We start from the raw sequence: 17,247 nt of genomic DNA, 5'->3' as shown, positions 1-17,247 counted from the left end.
GCATCCAACACGTCTTGTCCCCCACGTCGATGCCGGGAGATTGACCGCGGCGTCAAGGCAGGAGTCTAAGGGAAATATGGGGGCCGACCAACATTTCGACTGGGCGAGACAGGCCGCAAGCACGCTCGAATGGTGGCGCGACGCAGGCGTCGACATGCTGGTGGACGAGGCCCCGCGAAACTGGCTTACGCCGCCGCTGGCCAAGCCTGCCGTAACGTCGCCCGCCCCTGACGCCCCCGCCGTTCCGGCATGGCCCGACACGGTCGAGGACTTCGTCGCCTGGCGGATGAGCGACGCCGCCCCCGACCATGCGCCGGGCCGGATGGTGCCCCCGCAAATTTCTTCGTCGGCCCGCCTGATGCTGCTGGTCGACATGCCCGAGGCGGAGGATGTGGAGCGCGGCCAGTTGGTCGACGGCGCACCCGGACGGCTGCTCGACCGGATGCTCGCCGCGATCGGGCTGGATCGTTCGACCGTCCATCTCGTCCCGCTCACCGTCGCCCGCCCCGTCAGCGGCCGGATTGTCGCCGAACAGGAGGCTGCGTTGGGCGGGATCGCGCTTCATTTCATTGGATTGCTCGCCCCCGACGCGGTGATGGCCTTCGGGTCTGCGGCGAGCCGTGCCATAGTCACGACGGATGACAATGCCCCGCGCGGCGGTTTGCGTATCGTTAACCATGACGGGCGAGACTGGCCCATCATCGCGAGCTATCATCCGCGCTTCCTGATCGAGCGGCCCGCCGCCAAGGCCGAAAGCTGGAAGCATTTGCAGTTGGTTCGCACGTTGTTGAGACAGGGACACGAGTAAGCCTATGCGTATCGCCGCCCTTATCGCCCTTTGCGTGGCCGCCGTCCCGACCGCGGCGCATGCCGGGGACCGCGACCGCATCGAGCGGCGCGAACAACTGGGCGTGCCCCAGCAACTGAGTGGCCCCGAGCGCGACCAGTATCGCCAGGTGTTCGGCCATATCCGCAGCCAACGCTGGCAGGACGCGCAACTGATGCTCGATGCGATGCGCCCCGGCCCGTTGCACGCCGTCGCCCGCGCCGAACTCTACACCGCGAAGAACTCGCCACCGGTCGCGCTGGAGCCGCTACGCGCCCTGCTCGCCGAGGCACCCGAATTGCCGCATGCGAGCAATGTCCGCCGTCTCGCCGAAATCCGCGGTGGCACCAACCTGCCCGACGTGGCCCAGCCCCAGCGGCTGATGTGGTATGACGGCGCCCCCAACCGCGCGCGCGCGCGCAGCGTTCGGTCGGATGCCGTCTCGTCCGAACTGACCCGGCTGGTAGATCCCTATCTGAAAGCCGATAACGGCCGCGGCGCCGAGGCTCTGGTCGAGGAACGCGCCAGCCTGCTCACCCCCGACGCATTGACCGAATGGCGCCAGCGCGTCGCGTGGATTTATTATGTCGGCGGCGATTTCGGCGATGCGCGCCGGGTGGCCGCACTCGCGCAAGCCGGACAAGGCGAATGGCGCGTCCAGGCCGACTGGATTCAGGGGCTGGCGTCGTGGCGTCAGGACGATTGCCGCGCCGCGCAGGCCGCGTTCCAGTCGGTCGCGCAGCGTGCCACCGACACCGATCTGCGCGCCGCCGGGCTCTACTGGGCCTCGCGCGCCGACATCGCCTGCCGCCGCCCCGATCTGGTTCAGGCCCGGCTCCAGACCGCGTCGCAATATGGCGAAACCTTCTACGGGATGCTGTCGCGCCAGGCATTGGGACTTGCCGAGCCAAAGACGGCGGACGAAGCCATCACCGCCGACTGGCGGATGCTCGAACGACGCCCCAATGTCCGCACCGCCGCCGCGCTGATCGAAATCGGCGAGGAAAGGCTTGCGTCCGACATCCTGCGGCATCAGGCGCGGATCGGCACTGCCGCCGAACATCCCTCGCTGACGCGCCTCGCTGGCACGCTCAGCCTGCCCTCGACCCAGATCTGGCTGTCGCACAACGGCCCGTCGGGCGCGCGCCCGACGATCGAGGCCCGCTATCCGATGCCCGACTGGACCCCGGACGGCGGCTGGCGTGTCGATCGCGCACTGGTCTTCGCCCATGCGCTTCAGGAATCGCGGTTCGAGCCGACCATCGCCAGCCCGGCGGGCGCCTACGGCATCATGCAGATCATGCCTGCGGCGGCGACCGACATCGCCCGCGCGCGCGGCACGCCGGTCGATCGCGCGTCGCTGTCGCGCCCGTCGACCAACATCGAAATTGGCCAAAGCTATCTCGAACGGCTACGCGACCAGTCCTTTACCGGCGGCCTGCTGCCCAAGGTGATTGCCGCCTATAATGCCGGCCCCGCCCCGGTGACGCTGTGGAACGCGACCGTGCGCGCGAATGACGATCCGTTGCTCTACATCGAGTCGATTCCGTACTGGGAGACGCGCGGTTACGTCATGACCGTGATGCGCAATTACTGGATGTACGAACGCAAGGACGGCCGCGACTCCGCCAGCCGATCTGCATTGGCGCAGGGCATGTGGCCTCGCTTCCCCGGCCTTCCCGGCGCGAACGGCGTGCGGATGCGCTCGGCCACGGCAAGCAACACGGTGATCGGTGCCGATTGACGAAGGCCGGACGTTCATCCCCGTCCGCATCGCCGTCCTGACCGTCTCCGACACGCGCGGTCTTTCGGAGGATCGCTCCGGCGACACGCTGGTCGAACGGATCGAGCGCGCAGGCCATATCCTCGCCGACCGCGCGATCCTGCGCGACGATGCCGATGCGATCGTCGCGCGCCTCCACAACTGGATCGACGACGAAACCGTCGATGTCGTCGTCACCACCGGCGGCACCGGCGTTACCGGGCGCGACGTGACCCCCGAGGCGATCGAGCGCGTTGCGGACAAGATGATCCCCGGTTTCGGCGAACTGTTCCGCTGGCTCAGCTATGCCAAGATCGGCACCTCGACCATCCAGTCGCGCGCCTGCGCGTGCGTCGCGCGCGGCACCTATCTCTTCGCGCTTCCCGGATCGACCGGCGCGGTGAAGGACGGCTGGGACGACATTTTGCGCGACCAGCTCGACAGCCGCCACACCCCCTGCAACTTCGTCGAGCTGATGCCGCGCCTGTCCGAATAGTCAGGGCGCAGGCGGGCGTTTCTCCGCCAGGAATTTGCGGAACTCGGCCTCCATCACCACGAACCAGCCCAGCGTGTCCCGAAAATTGGCCCGCGTCATCCCGCCTTCGGCCGCGATGTCGAGATAGATGGCTAGGTCGCCCTCGCCATCGACCCCGGCGCGCAGGAACCGCTTTTGCGCATTCCATTCGTTCGCCAGCTCGGCGGTGAAATGCGCCTCGCGTTTGTACCAGGTATAGAATTGGATCGACCGGCAATCGCGATCCTCGGTGCAGTCATAGAACTGGATGCTGAACGGCTTGCCGTTGGCGTTCGACCCGACAAAGGGATCGCCGACCCGGTTTTCCAGACGATCGGCGCGGATTCCCGCTTCGACCAGCAGCGCCGCGACGACCGCGGGTTGCCGCACGTCCATCACCTCTGCGCCGTCCGGTGATGCCATCGTCGGGGATTGCCACAGGCTGGCAGCGATCAATGTAGCGGCAATGCTCATCCTGAACACGCTACCGCCAATCGCCGAACCGATGCAAGATAGTTCTTGCTATGTTCCGATTTGTCATTTACAACGGCACGATGACGAAACGCGCCGTCCGGGGGGCGACGATCAACCCGATCAGTGCCCGGTTCAACCTCGACCAGCGCGAGGCCGATGGTGACTGGCTTGACGCACGCGAGGGCGTGGACGGCGAAGCTCCTGCGGTACGAACAACCGTCACGGTCGAAAAGCCCAAAACCATCCTCGCGCGCAATCGCTCGCCCGACATACCGTTCGAGCGTTCGATCAACCCGTATCGCGGATGCGAGCACGGCTGCATCTATTGCTTCGCGCGACCCACCCATGCCTATCACGACCTGTCGCCGGGGGTGGATTTCGAGACGAAGCTGTTCGCCAAACCCGACGCGCCCAATCTGCTCCGCGCCGAATTGTCGAAGCGCGGCTATGTCTGCAAACCGATCGCCTTCGGGACCAACACCGATCCCTATCAGCCGATCGAGAGCGATTGGCGGATCATGCGCGGCTGTATCGAAGTGTTGGCGGAGACGAGTCATCCACTGACCGTCACGACCAAATCGAACAGGGTGCTGCGCGACCTCGACCTGCTTACGCCGATGGCGGCCAAGGGGCTGGCGGCGGTGATGGTGTCGGTCACCAGCCTCGATCCGAACATCGCGATGACGCTGGAGCCACGCGCACCGCATCCTGAAAAGAGGCTGGCGGCGGTCAAGGCGTTGGCCGAGGCGGGCATCCCCACCTTCGTCTCGATTTCCCCGGTGGTGCCGTCGATCACCGATTACGAAATGGAAGCGATCGTTGAACGCGCCGCCGAAGCGGGCGCGCGGGCGGCATTCTTCATCCCCGTCCGCCTGCCGCACGAAGTCGCCCCCCTGTTCCGCGCCTGGCTCGACACTCATTTCCCCGACCGCGCGGGCAAGGTGATGGGGACGATCCGCGACTTGCGAGGCGGCCGCGACAATGATCCCGATTTTCACAGCCGGATGCAGGGGCAAGGCGCCTGGGCCGACCTGCTGAGAACCCGCTTCCGCATCGCGACGCGCCGATATGGATTGGAGGGCGAACGCATCACCCTCAGAACCGACCTGTTTCGTCCCCCGGCGAGCGATCAGGGCGAACTGTTTTGAGGTTGTCCGAACCCAAGCCACTCAAACAAGTCCGTCATTGCGAGCGCAGCGAAGCAATCCAGCGACATAACGCACGGTGACTGGATTGCTTCGCTTACGCTCGCAATGACGGTTCAGATTTTGTCGGTCAGGCTTTAGAACTCCACCATGCCCCTCCTCCGCATCCTCGTCGCCGCGCTGATCGCCGCGCTCCCGCTACCCGCCAACGCACAACCGCGCGCCGAGGGCGACCTGCGTGTCATCGCGTTCAACGTCCGCCTCCCGCTGAAAAGCGACGGCCCCGACGATTGGCCCAACCGCCGCGATCATTTCGTCGACACGCTGCGCGCCGCCGATGCCGACATCATCGGCACCCAGGAACTGTACAAAATTCAGGGCGATTACATCGTCGAGCGACTGCCGCTTTATGCCTGGTTCGGGATCGACCGGCGCGGCGGACGGAGCGACGAGCATATGGGCGTGTTCTTCCGCCGCGACCGGCTGCGTGTGGTCGATCTCGGCAATTTCTGGCTGTCCGACACGCCGCAAGTGGCGGGCAGCATCAGCTGGGGCCATCCCTATCCGCGCATGGTCACCTGGGGCCTGATGGAGCGGATCGCGGACGGGCGGCGCTTCTATCTGCTCAACACGCATTTCGCCTATCGCAGCGAAGATGTGGAGGTGCGGCGCCGGATGGCCGAGGCGGTGGCGGCGTATATCGGAACCCTGCCCGCCGATGCGCCGGTCGTCGTCACCGGCGATTTCAACGCGACCCCTGACGAGCCCGCCTATCGCATCCTGACCACCGAGTTGGCCGACGCCTGGATCGCGACCGACAACCGATCGGGGCCGGAGGGAACATTTCACGCCTTCAAGGGCCAGCCCGATCGCCGGATCGACTGGGTGCTATTGCGCGGGTTCGAAACGCGGCGGGCATGGACGATCGCCGAGGCGCGGCGCGGGCGCTATCCCTCCGACCATTTCCCGCTGGTCGCGGATTTGAGGTTTCCGTCCCCTTAGCTCCACCGTCATTCCCGCGCAGGCGGGAGTCCATAATCACCGACATGGGTTATGGATTCCCGCCTGCGCGGGAATGACGATTCAATCGAGGAGTGCGTTTAGCGCGCCTCCGATGCGGCCCCGTCTGAAAACGCAAAGTCCTTGTATTTCGCCCTGAGCGCAGTCTTGAGAATCTTCCCCGTCGCCGTATGCGGCAGTTCGTCGACGAAATGCACCTCATCGGGCAACCACCATTTGGCGACATGCTGCGCCAGATGTGCCTGGATCGCTTCGGGAGTCACGTCCGCCCCGTCCTTCTTCACCACCAGCAGCAACGGGCGTTCTTCCCAACGCGGGTGATAGACGCCGATCGCGGCAGCCTCCGCCACGCCCGGACAGCCGACTGCGGCGTTTTCCAGATCGACCGAGCTGATCCATTCTCCGCCCGATTTGATGACGTCCTTGGCGCGATCGGTGATCTGCATCGTGTTGTCGGGGTGGATCACCGCGACATCGCCGGTGTCGAACCAGCCATCGGCGTCGACACAGGGCTGCTCTTCCTTGAAATACTGCCGGATCACCCAAGGACCGCGCACCATCAGACGGCCCGAGCTTTCGCCGTCGCGCGGCTGAACCTTGCCTTCGTCGTCCACCACTCGCATTTCGATCCCGAACGGCGCGCGGCCCTGCTTGCAGACCTGATCGAGCTGCTGCTCGAAGGTCAGATCGTCCCAGTCGTAGCTTTTGGCGCCAATCGTTCCGATCGGCGAGGTTTCGGTCATGCCCCAGGCATGGTTGACGCGGATGCCCATCTTCATCAGCCGCTCAATCATCGAGCGCGGCGCGGCCGACCCGCCGATGGTGACGAGTTGCAGATGCTCGGGCGCTTCACCGGTCGCGTCCATATGCTGGAACATCGCGAACCAGACGGTCGGGACGCCTGCCGAATGCGTCACCTTCTCGCGGTTCATCAATTCGCACAGGATCTTGGGCTCGTTGACGCACGAGAACACCATCTTCATGCCGGTCGCAGGTGCCGCGAACGGCATCCCCCAGCCGACCGCATGGAACATCGGCACGATCGGCATCGCAACGGCACGCGCAGACAGGTCGAAGACGGAGGGCTGCAATTCGGCCATTGCGTGGATCATCGACGAGCGGTGGGTATAGATCACACCCTTCGGATTGCCGGTCGTGCCGCTGGTATAGCAGAGCATACAAGGTTCGAGTTCAGACCCCTCGACCCAAGCGTAATCGCCGCTCTCGTTACCGATCCACGCCTCGAACCCGTCGGGCCCCAGATCGTCGAAGCAGACATAATGCTCGATCGTCGTCCATTCGGGCTTCATCTTCTCAACGAGCGGCGCAAACATCCGGTCATAGAGCATCACCCGGTCTTCGGCGTGATTGGCAATGAAGGCGAGCTGATCGGGGAACAGGCGCGGGTTGATGGTGTGGATCACCCCGCCCATCCCGATGGTCCCATACCACGCGACCAGATGGCGGCTGTGATTCATCGCCAGCGTCGCGACGCGGTCGCCCGGCTTGATCCCTATCGCCTCCAGCTTCTGCGCCAGCTTGCGCGAATCGCGCGCGATCTCGCCCCAGTTGGTGGTGGTTTCGGAACCGTCGAACCAGCGCGTCACGATCTCGCGCGTCGCATGTTCGCGCTCCGCATGCTCGATCAGTCGTGGAATCCTGAGTTCGACGTCCTGCATCCCACCGAGCATCTATCTCTCCGCTATCCGACGGCGGCAAGCCGCCTTTCCACGGTCGTTAATTCGACCTTTCCGACATCCTGCATGTTCTCGATCAGCGCCGCAAGCTCCGCATCGAGCCGGAATTGCCTGCCCAGCAGCACAATGGCGGTATCGCCGTTCGAAAGCGGGGTATGGACCCGCACTTCGCCGCGCCCGCCCGTGCGCCCGTCGAGCAAAGCCGCCAGTCGCGACAACACGCGCGGGTCGCCGACCGTCAGGTCGAGCGCGAGCCGGACGCTGGTCGCCAGCGCCTCCAGCGGCTGAACCCGTTTGACGGTTGCCCGCGCCGTCTCCTCGCCCGCGCGGCGATCCAGTTCGACGGTCAGCAGCGCGCAGCCGCCTTCCTTCGCGGCTTCTTCCAGATCCTCACACGGTCCTTCGTCGAAACAGGTCGCGATCACCTGCCCGCTCGCGTCCGACAGCGTCGCCATCATGTAGCGTTTGCCGCGCGCGGAGGTGCGCCATTTCGCGTCCTCGACCAGCGCGGCCAGCGTCGCGCCGCTGCGTGCGCCTTCGGGAATGGCGATGTCGGCGAGGCTGACGATCGAGCGTGCGCCGTGAACCTTGGCAAGATGGGCATAACGGTCGAGCGGATGGGCGGAGAAATAGAAACCGAACGCCTCGCGCTCGGCATTGGTGCGTTCGATGATCGTCCACGCCGCCGCCTGGGGCAGCTGGATCGCGACGTCATTGACCTCCGCCTCGCCGAACAGCCCGCCCTGCCCGGTCGCGCGCTGATCGTGGGTGCGGCTGGCGACCGCAAGGATGGTTTCGGCAGCGGCATGGACCCCCGCTCGGTCGGCATGGATCGCGTCGAACGCCCCCGCCGCCGCCAGCGTTTCCAGCTGCCGCTTGTTGACGAGCCGCGGATCGATCCGCCGCGCGAGATCGTCGAGCGAGCGGAACGGGCCTTGCCGGCCGCGCTCCTCGCAAACCAGTTCCATCGCGCGCTCGCCCACGCCCTTCAGCGCCCCCAGCGCGTAACGGACGGCGGCCCCGTCCTCATGATCCTCGACGCTGAAATCAGCCGAACTCGCGTTGATGCACGGCGGCAGGCACGCAATCCCCAACCGCCGCATATCGTCGTGAAAGATCGCCAGCTTGTCGGTCTGGTGGATGTCGTACGCCATCGACGCGGCGAAAAACGCCTCCGGGTGATGCGCCTTCAACCACGCCGTCTGGTACGCGAGCAGCGCATAGGCCGCCGCATGCGACTTGTTGAAGCCGTAACCGGCGAACTTGTCGATCAAATCGAACAGCTCGTTGGCCTTGGCCTCGGGGATCGCGTTATGCTCGGCGCAGCCGGTGACGAAGATCGCGCGCTGCGCGTCCATCTCCGCCTTCACCTTCTTGCCCATCGCGCGGCGCAACAGGTCGGCGCCGCCCAGTGAGTATCCCGCCAGGATCTGCGCGGCCTGCATCACCTGTTCCTGATAGACGAAGATGCCGTATGTTTCGTTCAGGATCGGCTCGAGCAGCGGGTGCGGATATTCCACCGGCTCGCGCCCGTTCTTGCGCGCGCCGAACATCGGGATGTTGTCCATCGGACCGGGGCGATAGAGCGAGACGAGCGCGATGATGTCGCCGAAATTGGACGGGCGTACCGCGCTCAGCGTGCGGCGCATCCCTTCGGATTCGAGCTGGAATACGCCGACCGTGTCGCCGCGCTGGAGCAGTTCATAGACGCCCGGATCGTCCCAGCCGAGCGCATTGAGATCGACCTCGACCCCGCGCTGATTGAGCAGCTCAACCGCGCGCTGGAGCACCGACAGCGTTTTCAGCCCCAGAAAGTCGAACTTCACCAGCCCCGCACTCTCGACATATTTCATGTCGAACTGGGTGACCGGCATGTCCGATCGCGGGTCGCGGTAGAGCGGGACGAGTTGCGCCAGCGGGCGGTCCCCGATCACCACGCCCGCCGCGTGGGTGGACGAATGGCGCGGCAACCCCTCCAGCTTCATCGCCAGGTCCATCAGGTGCCGGACGTCATTGTCGTTCTGATACTCGCGCAGCAGATCGCCGACCCCGTTCAGCGCACGGTCGAGCGTCCACGGATCGGTCGGATGGTTGGGCACCAGCTTCGCCAGCCGGTCGATCTGGCCATAGCTCATCTGGAGCACGCGCCCGGTATCCTTCAACACCGCGCGCGCCTTCAGCTTACCAAAGGTGATGATCTGCGCCACGGTATCGCGGCCATATTTGTCCTGGACATAGCGGATGACCTCGCCGCGCCGGGTTTCGCAGAAATCGATGTCGAAGTCGGGCATCGACACGCGCTCGGGATTGAGGAAGCGTTCGAACAGCAGCCCCAGCGCCAGCGGATCGAGATCGGTGATGGTCAACGCCCAGGCAACCGCCGACCCCGCGCCCGACCCGCGCCCCGGCCCCACCGGAATGCCGTTGTCCTTCGCCCATTTGATGAAGTCCGCGACGATCAGGAAATAGCCGGGAAACCCCATCTGAATGATGACGTCGAGTTCGAAATCGAGCCGGTCGAAATAATCGGGGAAGCGCGCGCGAAGGTAGGCTTCGGAGAGACCGTCCTCCTGCTCCCCCCCTCTGTTTGTTTCGAGCGAAGTCGAGAAACCTTGAACCGACGTGGCGTCTTGATCGCGCTTCTCGACTTCGCTCGAAACGAACGGGCTGGTGGTGGCGTTTGCCCGCGCCGCCTCCAACGCCACCACCCGCCGCAACCGCTCGACCAGCCCGGCAACCGAATCCTCGCGCAACTTCCGCGCTTCGCCTTCGCGGTCACCCGCCAGACTCGGCAGGATCGGCTTGCGCTTGGGCGCCATCACCGCACAGCGCCGGGCGACGACCAAGGTATTGTCGATCGCCTCAGGCAAATCGTCGAACAGCGACCGCATCGCCGTTGCCGGCTTCATCCACGCATCGGGCGACGACCGGTTGCGATCGTCTGACGCGACATAGGACGAACTGGCGATGCACAGCATCGCGTCATGCGCCTCGTGGAAACTCTCCTCAGCGAAACAGCATGGATTGGTCGCGACCAGCGGCAGGTTGCGGGCATAGGCGAGGTCGATCAGCCTGCCCTCCGCCGCGCCTTCGATCGCATCCAGCCGCCGCACCAGTTCGATATAGAGCCGGTCGCCGAACATCGCCTGCAACCGGTCGCAATAGCATTCCGCCTCGGGCGCGATCCCCTCGGCATAAAGCCGCGCCAGCGCGCCCTCGCTGCCGGCGGTCAGCGCGATCAGGCCATCCGAATGCCGCGACAGCATATCGAAATCGACATGCGCGTCATACTCGATCGGGCGGTCGAGGTGCGCCGCCGACACCAACGCGCACAGATTGTCGTAACCGCCCTCGTCCTGGGCATAGAGCGTCAGCCAGTCGATGATCGGCGGCTGGTTGTCGGGCGTGCCGGGCCGCGCGACGCCCAGCATCGTCCCGACGATCGGCTGCACGCCCGCATCCTTGCAGGCGTCCGAAAACGCCATTGCCGCGTAAAGCCCGTTGCGATCGGTCAGCGCGACGGCCGGAAAGCCAAGCTCGCGCGCACGCTTGGCGATCGCCTTCGGCTCGATCGCGCCTTCCAGCATGGTATAGGCGGAAAAGACGCGGAGTGGCACGAAACCGGAATGGGGCATCGATCTACGCTAGGGATTGGACCGGGCGAAAGAAAGGCACGGCTGAGGATTATCCACAGCTTTCACCGTTCAGAGCAGCGCCTCGATATCCTTGACAATATCCTCCGGCTTGGTCGTCGGCGCATAGCGTTCGACCACCTTGCCATCGCGGTTCACCAGGAATTTGGTGAAGTTCCACTTGATCGCCTCGGTCCCCAGCACACCCTTCTGCGCCTTTTTCAGATGCTTGAAGATCGGCGCGGCGTCGTCGCCGTTCACGTCCACCTTGGCGAACACAGGGAACGTCACGTCATAGGTCAGCGAACAGAAACTGGCGATTTCCGCTGCGTCGCCGGGCTCCTGCGCCCCGAACTGGTTGCAGGGAAAGGCCAGCACCTCGAAGCCGCGTGCGCCGAACCGGCGATGCAGCTCTTCCAGCCCGGTATATTGCGGCGTGAACCCGCATTTGGACGCGGTGTTGACGATCACCAGCACTTGCCCGGCATAGTCGGACAGCGCCACATCGGTGCCATCGGCGGCGCGGACGATCAGGTCGGTTACCTTCATTCCAGAACCCCCTCATGCAGGCGGACCACCCGGTCCATCTTGGCCGCGAGCCGCTCGTTGTGCGTGGCGATCAGTGCCGCGGAGCCTTCGTGGCGGACGAGGCGCAGGAATTCCTCCAGCACCACGTCGGCGGTCGCTTCGTCCAGATTGCCGGTGGGTTCGTCGGCCAGCACCAGTGCAGGCCGGGTCGCCAGCGCGCGCGCCACCGCGACGCGCTGCTGCTCGCCGCCCGACAATTGGCTGGGACGGTGCGTGAGGCGTTTCGCCAGGCCCAGCGCCGACAGCAGCTCTGCCGCACGCGCATCGGCATCTTCACGCGTCGATCCGTGGATCAACTGGGGCAGCACCACATTCTCCACCGCGCTGAAATCGGGAAGCAGATGGTGGAACTGATAGATGAAGCCGAGCTGATCGCGCCGAACTTCGGTCCGCCCCCCGGCATCCAGTTTTGCGGCTTCAGCGCCCGCGATCATAATCGATCCCTCGAACCCGCCTTCGAGCAGCCCGACGGCCTGGAGCAATGTCGATTTGCCCGACCCCGAAGGACCGACCAGCGCGACGATTTCTCCCGGCGCGACCGACAGGTCGACGCCGCGCAGGACGTGGATCGTCTCCCCCCCTTGGGTGAAGTCGCGGCGCAGTCCGGTGGTTTGGAGAACGAAATCACTCATAACGCAGAACCTGAACCGGATCGGTGCTCGCCGCCTTGTAGGCGGGATAGAGCGTCGCAAGGACCGAGAAGACAAAGGCCATAACCGCGATCACCACTACCTCGACCGGGTCGGTGCGCGCGGGCAGTTCGGTCAGGAAGCGCATCTGCGGATCCCAGACCTGTTGGCCGGTGAAGAAGCCGATCAGGCCGACGACGCCCTGACGGAATTCGATGAAGATGAACCCGAGGATCAACCCCGCCCCGATCCCCAGCGCGCCGATCATCGTACCGACGGTCACGAAAATCCGCATCATGCTCGACCGCGTTGCGCCCATCGTGCGTAGGATCGCGATGTCGCGCGTCTTGGCACGGACCAGCATGATGAGCGACGACAGGATATTGAAGACGGCGACAAGAATGATGATCGAAAGGACGGTGAAGGTCACCACCCGATCGATCGCCAGCGCTTCGAACAATTGCGCGTTCATCTGTTGCCAGGTGACGAGTTGCGCCGCGCCCGACACCCTAGGGGCGAGCGGGGCGAGGATGTCGACGACGCGGTCGGCATCGACGGTGTTGAGTTCGATCATCCCGACCGAATCGCCCATCAGCAGCAAGGTCTGCGCATCCTCCATCGGCATCACTACGAACGCCTTGTCGTAATCATAGACGCCGACTTCGAAGATCGCGCCGATCCGGTAGCTGACAATGCGCGGCATCGTTCCGAACGGCGTGGTGTGGCCTTCGGGGCTGATGAGCGAGATCTCGTTACCCACAGTCGCGCCCAGCGATTGGGCGAGCCGCGATCCGATCGCGATCGTGCTGCTGCCGGGCACCAGACTGTCGATCGAGCCGATCTGGACGTTGCTGGTGATCGTTTCATTGCGGCGAATATCCTCGACCAGCATCCCGCGCACCAGAGCTACTTCGACCCGGCCTTCATGGCTGCCCATCAACGGCTTTTCGATCATCGGCGTCGCGCTGGTGATGCCCGGCGTCGCCTTTGCCTCGTCGAGTACCGCGCGCCAGTTCTGCAACTGCCCGCCATAGCCCTGGACCACGGCGTGCCCGTTAAGCCCGGTGATCTTGTCGAACAACTCGGCGCGAAAGCCGTTCATGACGCTCATGACGACGACGAGCGCGGCGACGCCCAGCATCACCGCGATCAGGCTGATCCCGGCGACGAGCGCGATGAACGCCTCCCCGCGACCGGGCAGCAGATAACGGCGCGCGATCATTCGCTCGTAACGCGATAACAGCATGTGGCTTGGATCAATCCCGCAAAAGATATGGTGTCTGTCGGCATGGTGTAGGGGCCGCATCGACGCCCCGCAATGGTGGCGGGTGCGAAAAGCCTTGTTGCGGAACTGCCACAGACTGCGCGCAAAATACCGCAACCCCGGTTCCGACCGATGACAAGCGACCATTCATCGCCTAGCAAGGATCACACGAAGCGCAGGCCAACGGCCGTGGTTCGGGGAGGGCGTTCCGCCCCGCCTGACTGGGAGGTGGGCGTGCGGGCAGAAGGCCATCTTTAAGGGGGCTGACGAGCATTCGTCACGCAGGCGCCCGGATCGGAAACGGTCCGGGCGTTTTCCGTTTCACCTGCCCTCGGCTCGTCGCAGCTTTGATGCTTCCCATCTCTTGAAAATCATCGTCGGGATTCCAATCTCGCAACCGTTGCGGTGCCGGATTTCGGGCCGCAATCGCGCCCCCGGCCAGATGGCGGGCGGCATGACGTCACATCTTGCTCATTTGGAGGATTTGAAAATGCGTCAGTTCGACTTCACCCCCTATCGCCGCACCGCGATCGGCTTTGACCGGCTGTTCGACATGCTCGAAGCAACCGGGCGCCAGGCCCAGGGCGACAATTATCCGCCGTTCAATCTCGAACGACTGGCCGAGGATCGCTATCGCATCACGCTGGCGGTTGCGGGCTTCAAACCGGAAGAGATCGACATCACCGCGCAGCAGAACCTGCTGGTCGTGGCGGGCAAGAAGGCAGAGGATGGCGCCAATGACCGCGCCGCGTTCCTGCATCTCGGCATCGCCAACCGCAATTTCGAGCGGCGATTTGAGCTCGCCGACTTCGTGCGCGTCGAAAGCGCCGATCTGGCCGATGGTCTCCTGACCGTCGAACTGGTCCGCGAAATTCCCGACGCGATGAAGCCGCGCAAGATCGCGGTCGGAACGGCAACGCCCGCGCCTGCGATCGATCATCAGGAGGAACAGGCCGCTGCCTGATCTCCATCGTTAGACCGCGACGCTTTAGCTCCCTTTCAGCGGCGCGGCCGGGGCGCCCGGATCCAGGTCCGGGCGCTTTGCTTTATCGGAACAAACCCGCGGCGGGCGACGTGTAGCTTGCGTCATGTGCAAAAGGCATCGGGTCGCTGCGTTCAAGGGCGCGCAGCACCGAGGCGAAATCACTCTCGAACCGGAAATCCAGATCGCGGCACAGCGCCGACGAATCATAGACGCGCCCGATGGAGGCAGGCAGCACCCAGCCCTTCGCGGTATAAAGCGCCGGCGCTTCGGGAAAATAACGCGCGATGACCGCCGCGGCGTCCCGCCTCAGTTCGGCGGCATCCGCCCGGTCGAACGGCGTCGGCGCGGAGGCAAGATACAGGCGATAGCCATCGAGCCCGCCGCGTTCCAACGCCGCGACATGCGCAGCGGCGGCATCCTCGACCGACAGGCGACGATTCAGCAATTCGTTCGCCTTCATATTCTCGCCCGACAGCGCGTGGTGGGTATCGTCGTCCTCGGGAAAGAAGCGCCCGGTGCGCAGCGCGATCACCGACAGGCCATGCTCCTCGGCGATCAGGCGGCACAACTGCTCGGCAGCGAATTTTGTGACGCCATAGATGTTGCGCGGTTCGATCGGACCCGACGCTTCGTCCAGCCACACCGCGTGGTCGGAGCGCTCGTCGCGGATCGCGTGGCCGATCATCAGCGAGGTGGTCGAGGTGAAGACGAACCGCCGATGCCGCGCCGCCACCGCGCATTCGAGCAGGTTGAGCGTGCCCGTGACGTTCACATCGACGAACGCCTGTCGCGAGTAGCGTACGATGTCGGGCTTATGGAGCGCCGCGGCGTGGATCACCGCCTCGATCCCGTGATCGACAAAGGCGCGGTCGACCACCGAACGCTCGGCCACGCTACCGACGATCTGCGTGTGGTCGCCCGGCGCCACGTCGATGCCGGTCACCCGGTGCCCACGCGCCGCCAGCATCGGTGCGAGATGGTGTCCCAGCCAGCCCGACGATCCGGTCAGCAGGACGCGCATCGGATCAGACGAAGCGGCTTTGCTTGACCGCGGCTTCGATGAAGCTGGCGAACAGCGGGTGCGGGTCGAACGGCTTGGATTTCAGCTCCGGGTGGAACTGCACGCCGACAAACCAGGGATGGTCGGGACGCTCGACGATTTCGGGCAACGTTTCGTCGGGCGACATGCCCGAGAAGACGAGGCCACCGGCTTCGAGCTTGTCGCGATAGGCGGTGTTGACCTCATAGCGATGGCGATGCCGCTCGCTGATGTCCTGCGTGCCGTAGATCGAGGACACGACGCTGTTGCCCGCGAGCTTCGCCGGATACGCACCCAGCCGCATCGTGCCGCCCAGATCGCCGCCCGCTTCGCGCTTTTGCAGGCCCTGCTCGGTCATCCATTCGGTAATCATACCGACGACGGGCTGTTCGGTGGGGCCGAATTCGGTGGTGGTGGCCCCCGTCACGCCCCCTGCCCGCGCGCCTTCGATACAGGCCATCTGCATGCCAAGGCAGATGCCGAAGAACGGCACCTTGCGTTCGCGCGCAAAGCGGACGCTGGCGATCTTGCCTTCCGAACCGCGCTCGCCGAACCCGCCGGGGACCAGAATTCCGTGCATCGGCTCAAGCCGAGCGGCGATGTCGTCCTCGTCGCTTTCGAACAATTCGGCGTCGAGCCAGCGGACATTGACCTTCACCCGGTTGGCGATGCCGCCATGCACAAGCGCCTCGTGCAGCGACTTGTACGCATCAGGCAGACCGACATATTTGCCGACCACGCCGATCGTCACTTCGCCTTCGGGATTCTGCACCCGTTCGACGATTTCGCTCCAGCGGTCGAGCTTCGGCGCTTCGCCGGGTTCGATATCGAAGGCACGAAGGACTTCACTGTCCAGCCCTTCGGCATGATATTGCAGCGGCACGCTGTAGATGCTCGACGCGTCGAGCGCGGGGATGACCGCTTCGGGCCGGACGTTGCAGAACAGCGCGATCTTGGCGCGTTCGGATGCGGGCAGCGGATGTTCGCAGCGGCACACCAGCACGTCGGGCTGGACACCCAGCGCCGCAAGTTCGCGCACCGAATGCTGGGTCGGCTTGGTCTTCAACTCGCCCGCCGCGGCGATATAGGGGACGAGCGTCAGGTGGATGCTGACCGACTGGCCACGACCGAGTTCGTTGCGAAGCTGACGGATCGCCTCGATGAACGGCAGCGATTCGATATCGCCGACGGTTCCGCCGATCTCGCACAGCACGAAGTCGAGGCCCTCTGTATCGGCCTTGGCGAACTCCTTGATCGCGTCGGTGACGTGCGGGATCACCTGCACCGTGGCACCGAGATAGTCGCCGCGCCGCTCGCGCTGAATGATCTGCTGGTAGATGCGGCCCGACGTCACATTGTCCGACTGGCGCGACGGCACCCCGGTAAAGCGCTCGTAATGGCCAAGGTCGAGATCGGTTTCCGCCCCGTCATCGGTCACATAGACTTCGCCATGCTGATACGGGCTCATCGTGCCCGGATCGACGTTCAGATAAGGATCGAACTTGCGAATGCGGCACTTGTAGCCGCGCGCCTGCAGGAGAGCGGCGAGGCTGGCGGCCATCAGGCCTTTTCCAAGCGAGGAGACCACGCCGCCGGTGATGAAGATATACCGCGTCATGGGAGGAGAGCCCTAGCGTCGATTGGGTGGAAACAGCAAGCGTCCTTATCCGGC

Annotated in this window: 14 protein-coding genes; 6 read left to right on the top strand and 8 right to left on the bottom strand. The window is 64.7% G+C overall.

What is annotated here, in order from left to right; all coding sequences use genetic code 11:
- Positions 1 to 76: 76 nt before the first annotated feature.
- Genes ACX0GZ_RS00310 through moaB form a run of 3 tightly spaced genes read left to right on the top strand, consistent with a single transcriptional unit; the run spans position 77 to position 3,084 of the window.
- A complete protein-coding gene (locus ACX0GZ_RS00310) occupies positions 77 to 808 on the top strand; it encodes a uracil-DNA glycosylase family protein (protein WP_458811990.1) in 732 nt (243 codons plus the stop codon).
- A gap of 4 nt (positions 809 to 812) precedes the next feature.
- Positions 813 to 2,570, top strand: coding sequence for a transglycosylase SLT domain-containing protein (locus ACX0GZ_RS00305; RefSeq protein WP_458811987.1), 1,758 nt, complete (start codon positions 813 to 815; stop codon positions 2,568 to 2,570).
- Positions 2,560 to 3,084 (top strand): molybdenum cofactor biosynthesis protein B, encoded by a 525-nt coding sequence (moaB, locus tag ACX0GZ_RS00300; RefSeq protein ID WP_458811984.1) that lies wholly within the window; start codon positions 2,560 to 2,562, stop codon positions 3,082 to 3,084. The genes ACX0GZ_RS00305 and moaB overlap by 11 nt, the downstream gene beginning before the upstream one ends.
- Here moaB and ACX0GZ_RS00295 read toward each other — a convergent pair whose 3' ends face one another.
- Positions 3,085 to 3,576 (bottom strand): YbjN domain-containing protein, encoded by a 492-nt coding sequence (locus ACX0GZ_RS00295; protein WP_458811981.1) that lies wholly within the window; start codon positions 3,574 to 3,576, stop codon positions 3,085 to 3,087.
- A gap of 80 nt (positions 3,577 to 3,656) precedes the next feature.
- Here ACX0GZ_RS00295 and ACX0GZ_RS00290 point away from each other — a divergent pair, with 80 nt between their 5' ends.
- On the top strand, positions 3,657 to 4,724 hold the full coding sequence (locus tag ACX0GZ_RS00290; protein WP_458811978.1) for a PA0069 family radical SAM protein: 1,068 nt from the start codon (positions 3,657 to 3,659) through the stop codon (positions 4,722 to 4,724).
- Positions 4,725 to 4,871: 147 nt separating this feature from the next.
- A complete protein-coding gene (locus ACX0GZ_RS00285; RefSeq protein WP_458811975.1) occupies positions 4,872 to 5,723 on the top strand; it encodes an endonuclease/exonuclease/phosphatase family protein in 852 nt (283 codons plus the stop codon).
- Positions 5,724 to 5,821: 98 nt separating this feature from the next.
- Here ACX0GZ_RS00285 and ACX0GZ_RS00280 read toward each other — a convergent pair whose 3' ends face one another.
- From ACX0GZ_RS00280 to ACX0GZ_RS00260, 5 genes are all read right to left on the bottom strand, one after another.
- Positions 5,822 to 7,432, bottom strand: a complete 1,611-nt coding sequence (locus ACX0GZ_RS00280; protein ID WP_458811972.1) for a long-chain fatty acid--CoA ligase — start codon at positions 7,430 to 7,432, stop codon at positions 5,822 to 5,824.
- Positions 7,433 to 7,443: 11 nt separating this feature from the next.
- Positions 7,444 to 11,073 (bottom strand): DNA polymerase III subunit alpha, encoded by a 3,630-nt coding sequence (gene dnaE, locus ACX0GZ_RS00275; protein ID WP_458811969.1) that lies wholly within the window; start codon positions 11,071 to 11,073, stop codon positions 7,444 to 7,446.
- Between the two features lie 69 nt (positions 11,074 to 11,142).
- Complete coding sequence (locus ACX0GZ_RS00270) at positions 11,143 to 11,619, bottom strand: glutathione peroxidase (protein WP_458811966.1); 477 nt, start codon at positions 11,617 to 11,619, stop codon at positions 11,143 to 11,145.
- Complete coding sequence (locus ACX0GZ_RS00265; protein ID WP_458811963.1) at positions 11,616 to 12,290, bottom strand: ABC transporter ATP-binding protein; 675 nt, start codon at positions 12,288 to 12,290, stop codon at positions 11,616 to 11,618. The genes ACX0GZ_RS00270 and ACX0GZ_RS00265 overlap by 4 nt, the downstream gene beginning before the upstream one ends.
- Positions 12,283 to 13,533 (bottom strand): lipoprotein-releasing ABC transporter permease subunit, encoded by a 1,251-nt coding sequence (locus ACX0GZ_RS00260; RefSeq protein WP_458811960.1) that lies wholly within the window; start codon positions 13,531 to 13,533, stop codon positions 12,283 to 12,285. Before ACX0GZ_RS00260 ends, ACX0GZ_RS00265 begins: the two co-directional genes overlap by 8 nt.
- Positions 13,534 to 14,041: 508 nt before the next feature.
- Here ACX0GZ_RS00260 and ACX0GZ_RS00255 point away from each other — a divergent pair.
- A complete protein-coding gene (locus tag ACX0GZ_RS00255) occupies positions 14,042 to 14,515 on the top strand; it encodes an Hsp20 family protein (protein WP_458811957.1) in 474 nt (157 codons plus the stop codon).
- An 82-nt stretch (positions 14,516 to 14,597) separates the two neighbouring features.
- Here ACX0GZ_RS00255 and ACX0GZ_RS00250 read toward each other — a convergent pair whose 3' ends face one another.
- The gene (locus ACX0GZ_RS00250; RefSeq protein ID WP_458811954.1) at positions 14,598 to 15,557 is read right to left on the bottom strand and encodes an NAD-dependent epimerase/dehydratase family protein; all 960 of its coding nucleotides are present in this window, start codon (positions 15,555 to 15,557) and stop codon (positions 14,598 to 14,600) included.
- Positions 15,558 to 15,561: 4 nt separating this feature from the next.
- The gene (locus tag ACX0GZ_RS00245; protein ID WP_458811951.1) at positions 15,562 to 17,193 is read right to left on the bottom strand and encodes a CTP synthase; all 1,632 of its coding nucleotides are present in this window, start codon (positions 17,191 to 17,193) and stop codon (positions 15,562 to 15,564) included.
- Positions 17,194 to 17,247 lie beyond the last annotated feature (54 nt).

The sequence above is a fragment of the Sphingomonas aestuarii genome (genome assembly GCF_054457155.1).
This window is presented reverse-complemented; position numbering and strand designations above follow the sequence as displayed.

Coding starts and splice junctions, on each gene's coding strand:
- ACX0GZ_RS00250 (WP_458811954.1), bottom strand. CDS start 15,557: ATGCGCGTCCTGCTGACCGGATCGTCGGGCTGGCTGGGACACCATCTC.
- ACX0GZ_RS00295 (WP_458811981.1), bottom strand. CDS start 3,576: ATGAGCATTGCCGCTACATTGATCGCTGCCAGCCTGTGGCAATCCCCG.
- ACX0GZ_RS00260 (WP_458811960.1), bottom strand. CDS start 13,533: ATGCTGTTATCGCGTTACGAGCGAATGATCGCGCGCCGTTATCTGCTG.
- ACX0GZ_RS00285 (WP_458811975.1), top strand. CDS start 4,872: ATGCCCCTCCTCCGCATCCTCGTCGCCGCGCTGATCGCCGCGCTCCCG.
- ACX0GZ_RS00255 (WP_458811957.1), top strand. CDS start 14,042: ATGCGTCAGTTCGACTTCACCCCCTATCGCCGCACCGCGATCGGCTTT.
- ACX0GZ_RS00290 (WP_458811978.1), top strand. CDS start 3,657: ATGACGAAACGCGCCGTCCGGGGGGCGACGATCAACCCGATCAGTGCC.
- ACX0GZ_RS00305 (WP_458811987.1), top strand. CDS start 813: ATGCGTATCGCCGCCCTTATCGCCCTTTGCGTGGCCGCCGTCCCGACC.
- ACX0GZ_RS00245 (WP_458811951.1), bottom strand. CDS start 17,193: ATGACGCGGTATATCTTCATCACCGGCGGCGTGGTCTCCTCGCTTGGA.
- ACX0GZ_RS00280 (WP_458811972.1), bottom strand. CDS start 7,432: ATGCTCGGTGGGATGCAGGACGTCGAACTCAGGATTCCACGACTGATC.
- dnaE (WP_458811969.1), bottom strand. CDS start 11,073: ATGCCCCATTCCGGTTTCGTGCCACTCCGCGTCTTTTCCGCCTATACC.
- ACX0GZ_RS00270 (WP_458811966.1), bottom strand. CDS start 11,619: ATGAAGGTAACCGACCTGATCGTCCGCGCCGCCGATGGCACCGATGTG.
- ACX0GZ_RS00310 (WP_458811990.1), top strand. CDS start 77: ATGGGGGCCGACCAACATTTCGACTGGGCGAGACAGGCCGCAAGCACG.
- ACX0GZ_RS00265 (WP_458811963.1), bottom strand. CDS start 12,290: ATGAGTGATTTCGTTCTCCAAACCACCGGACTGCGCCGCGACTTCACC.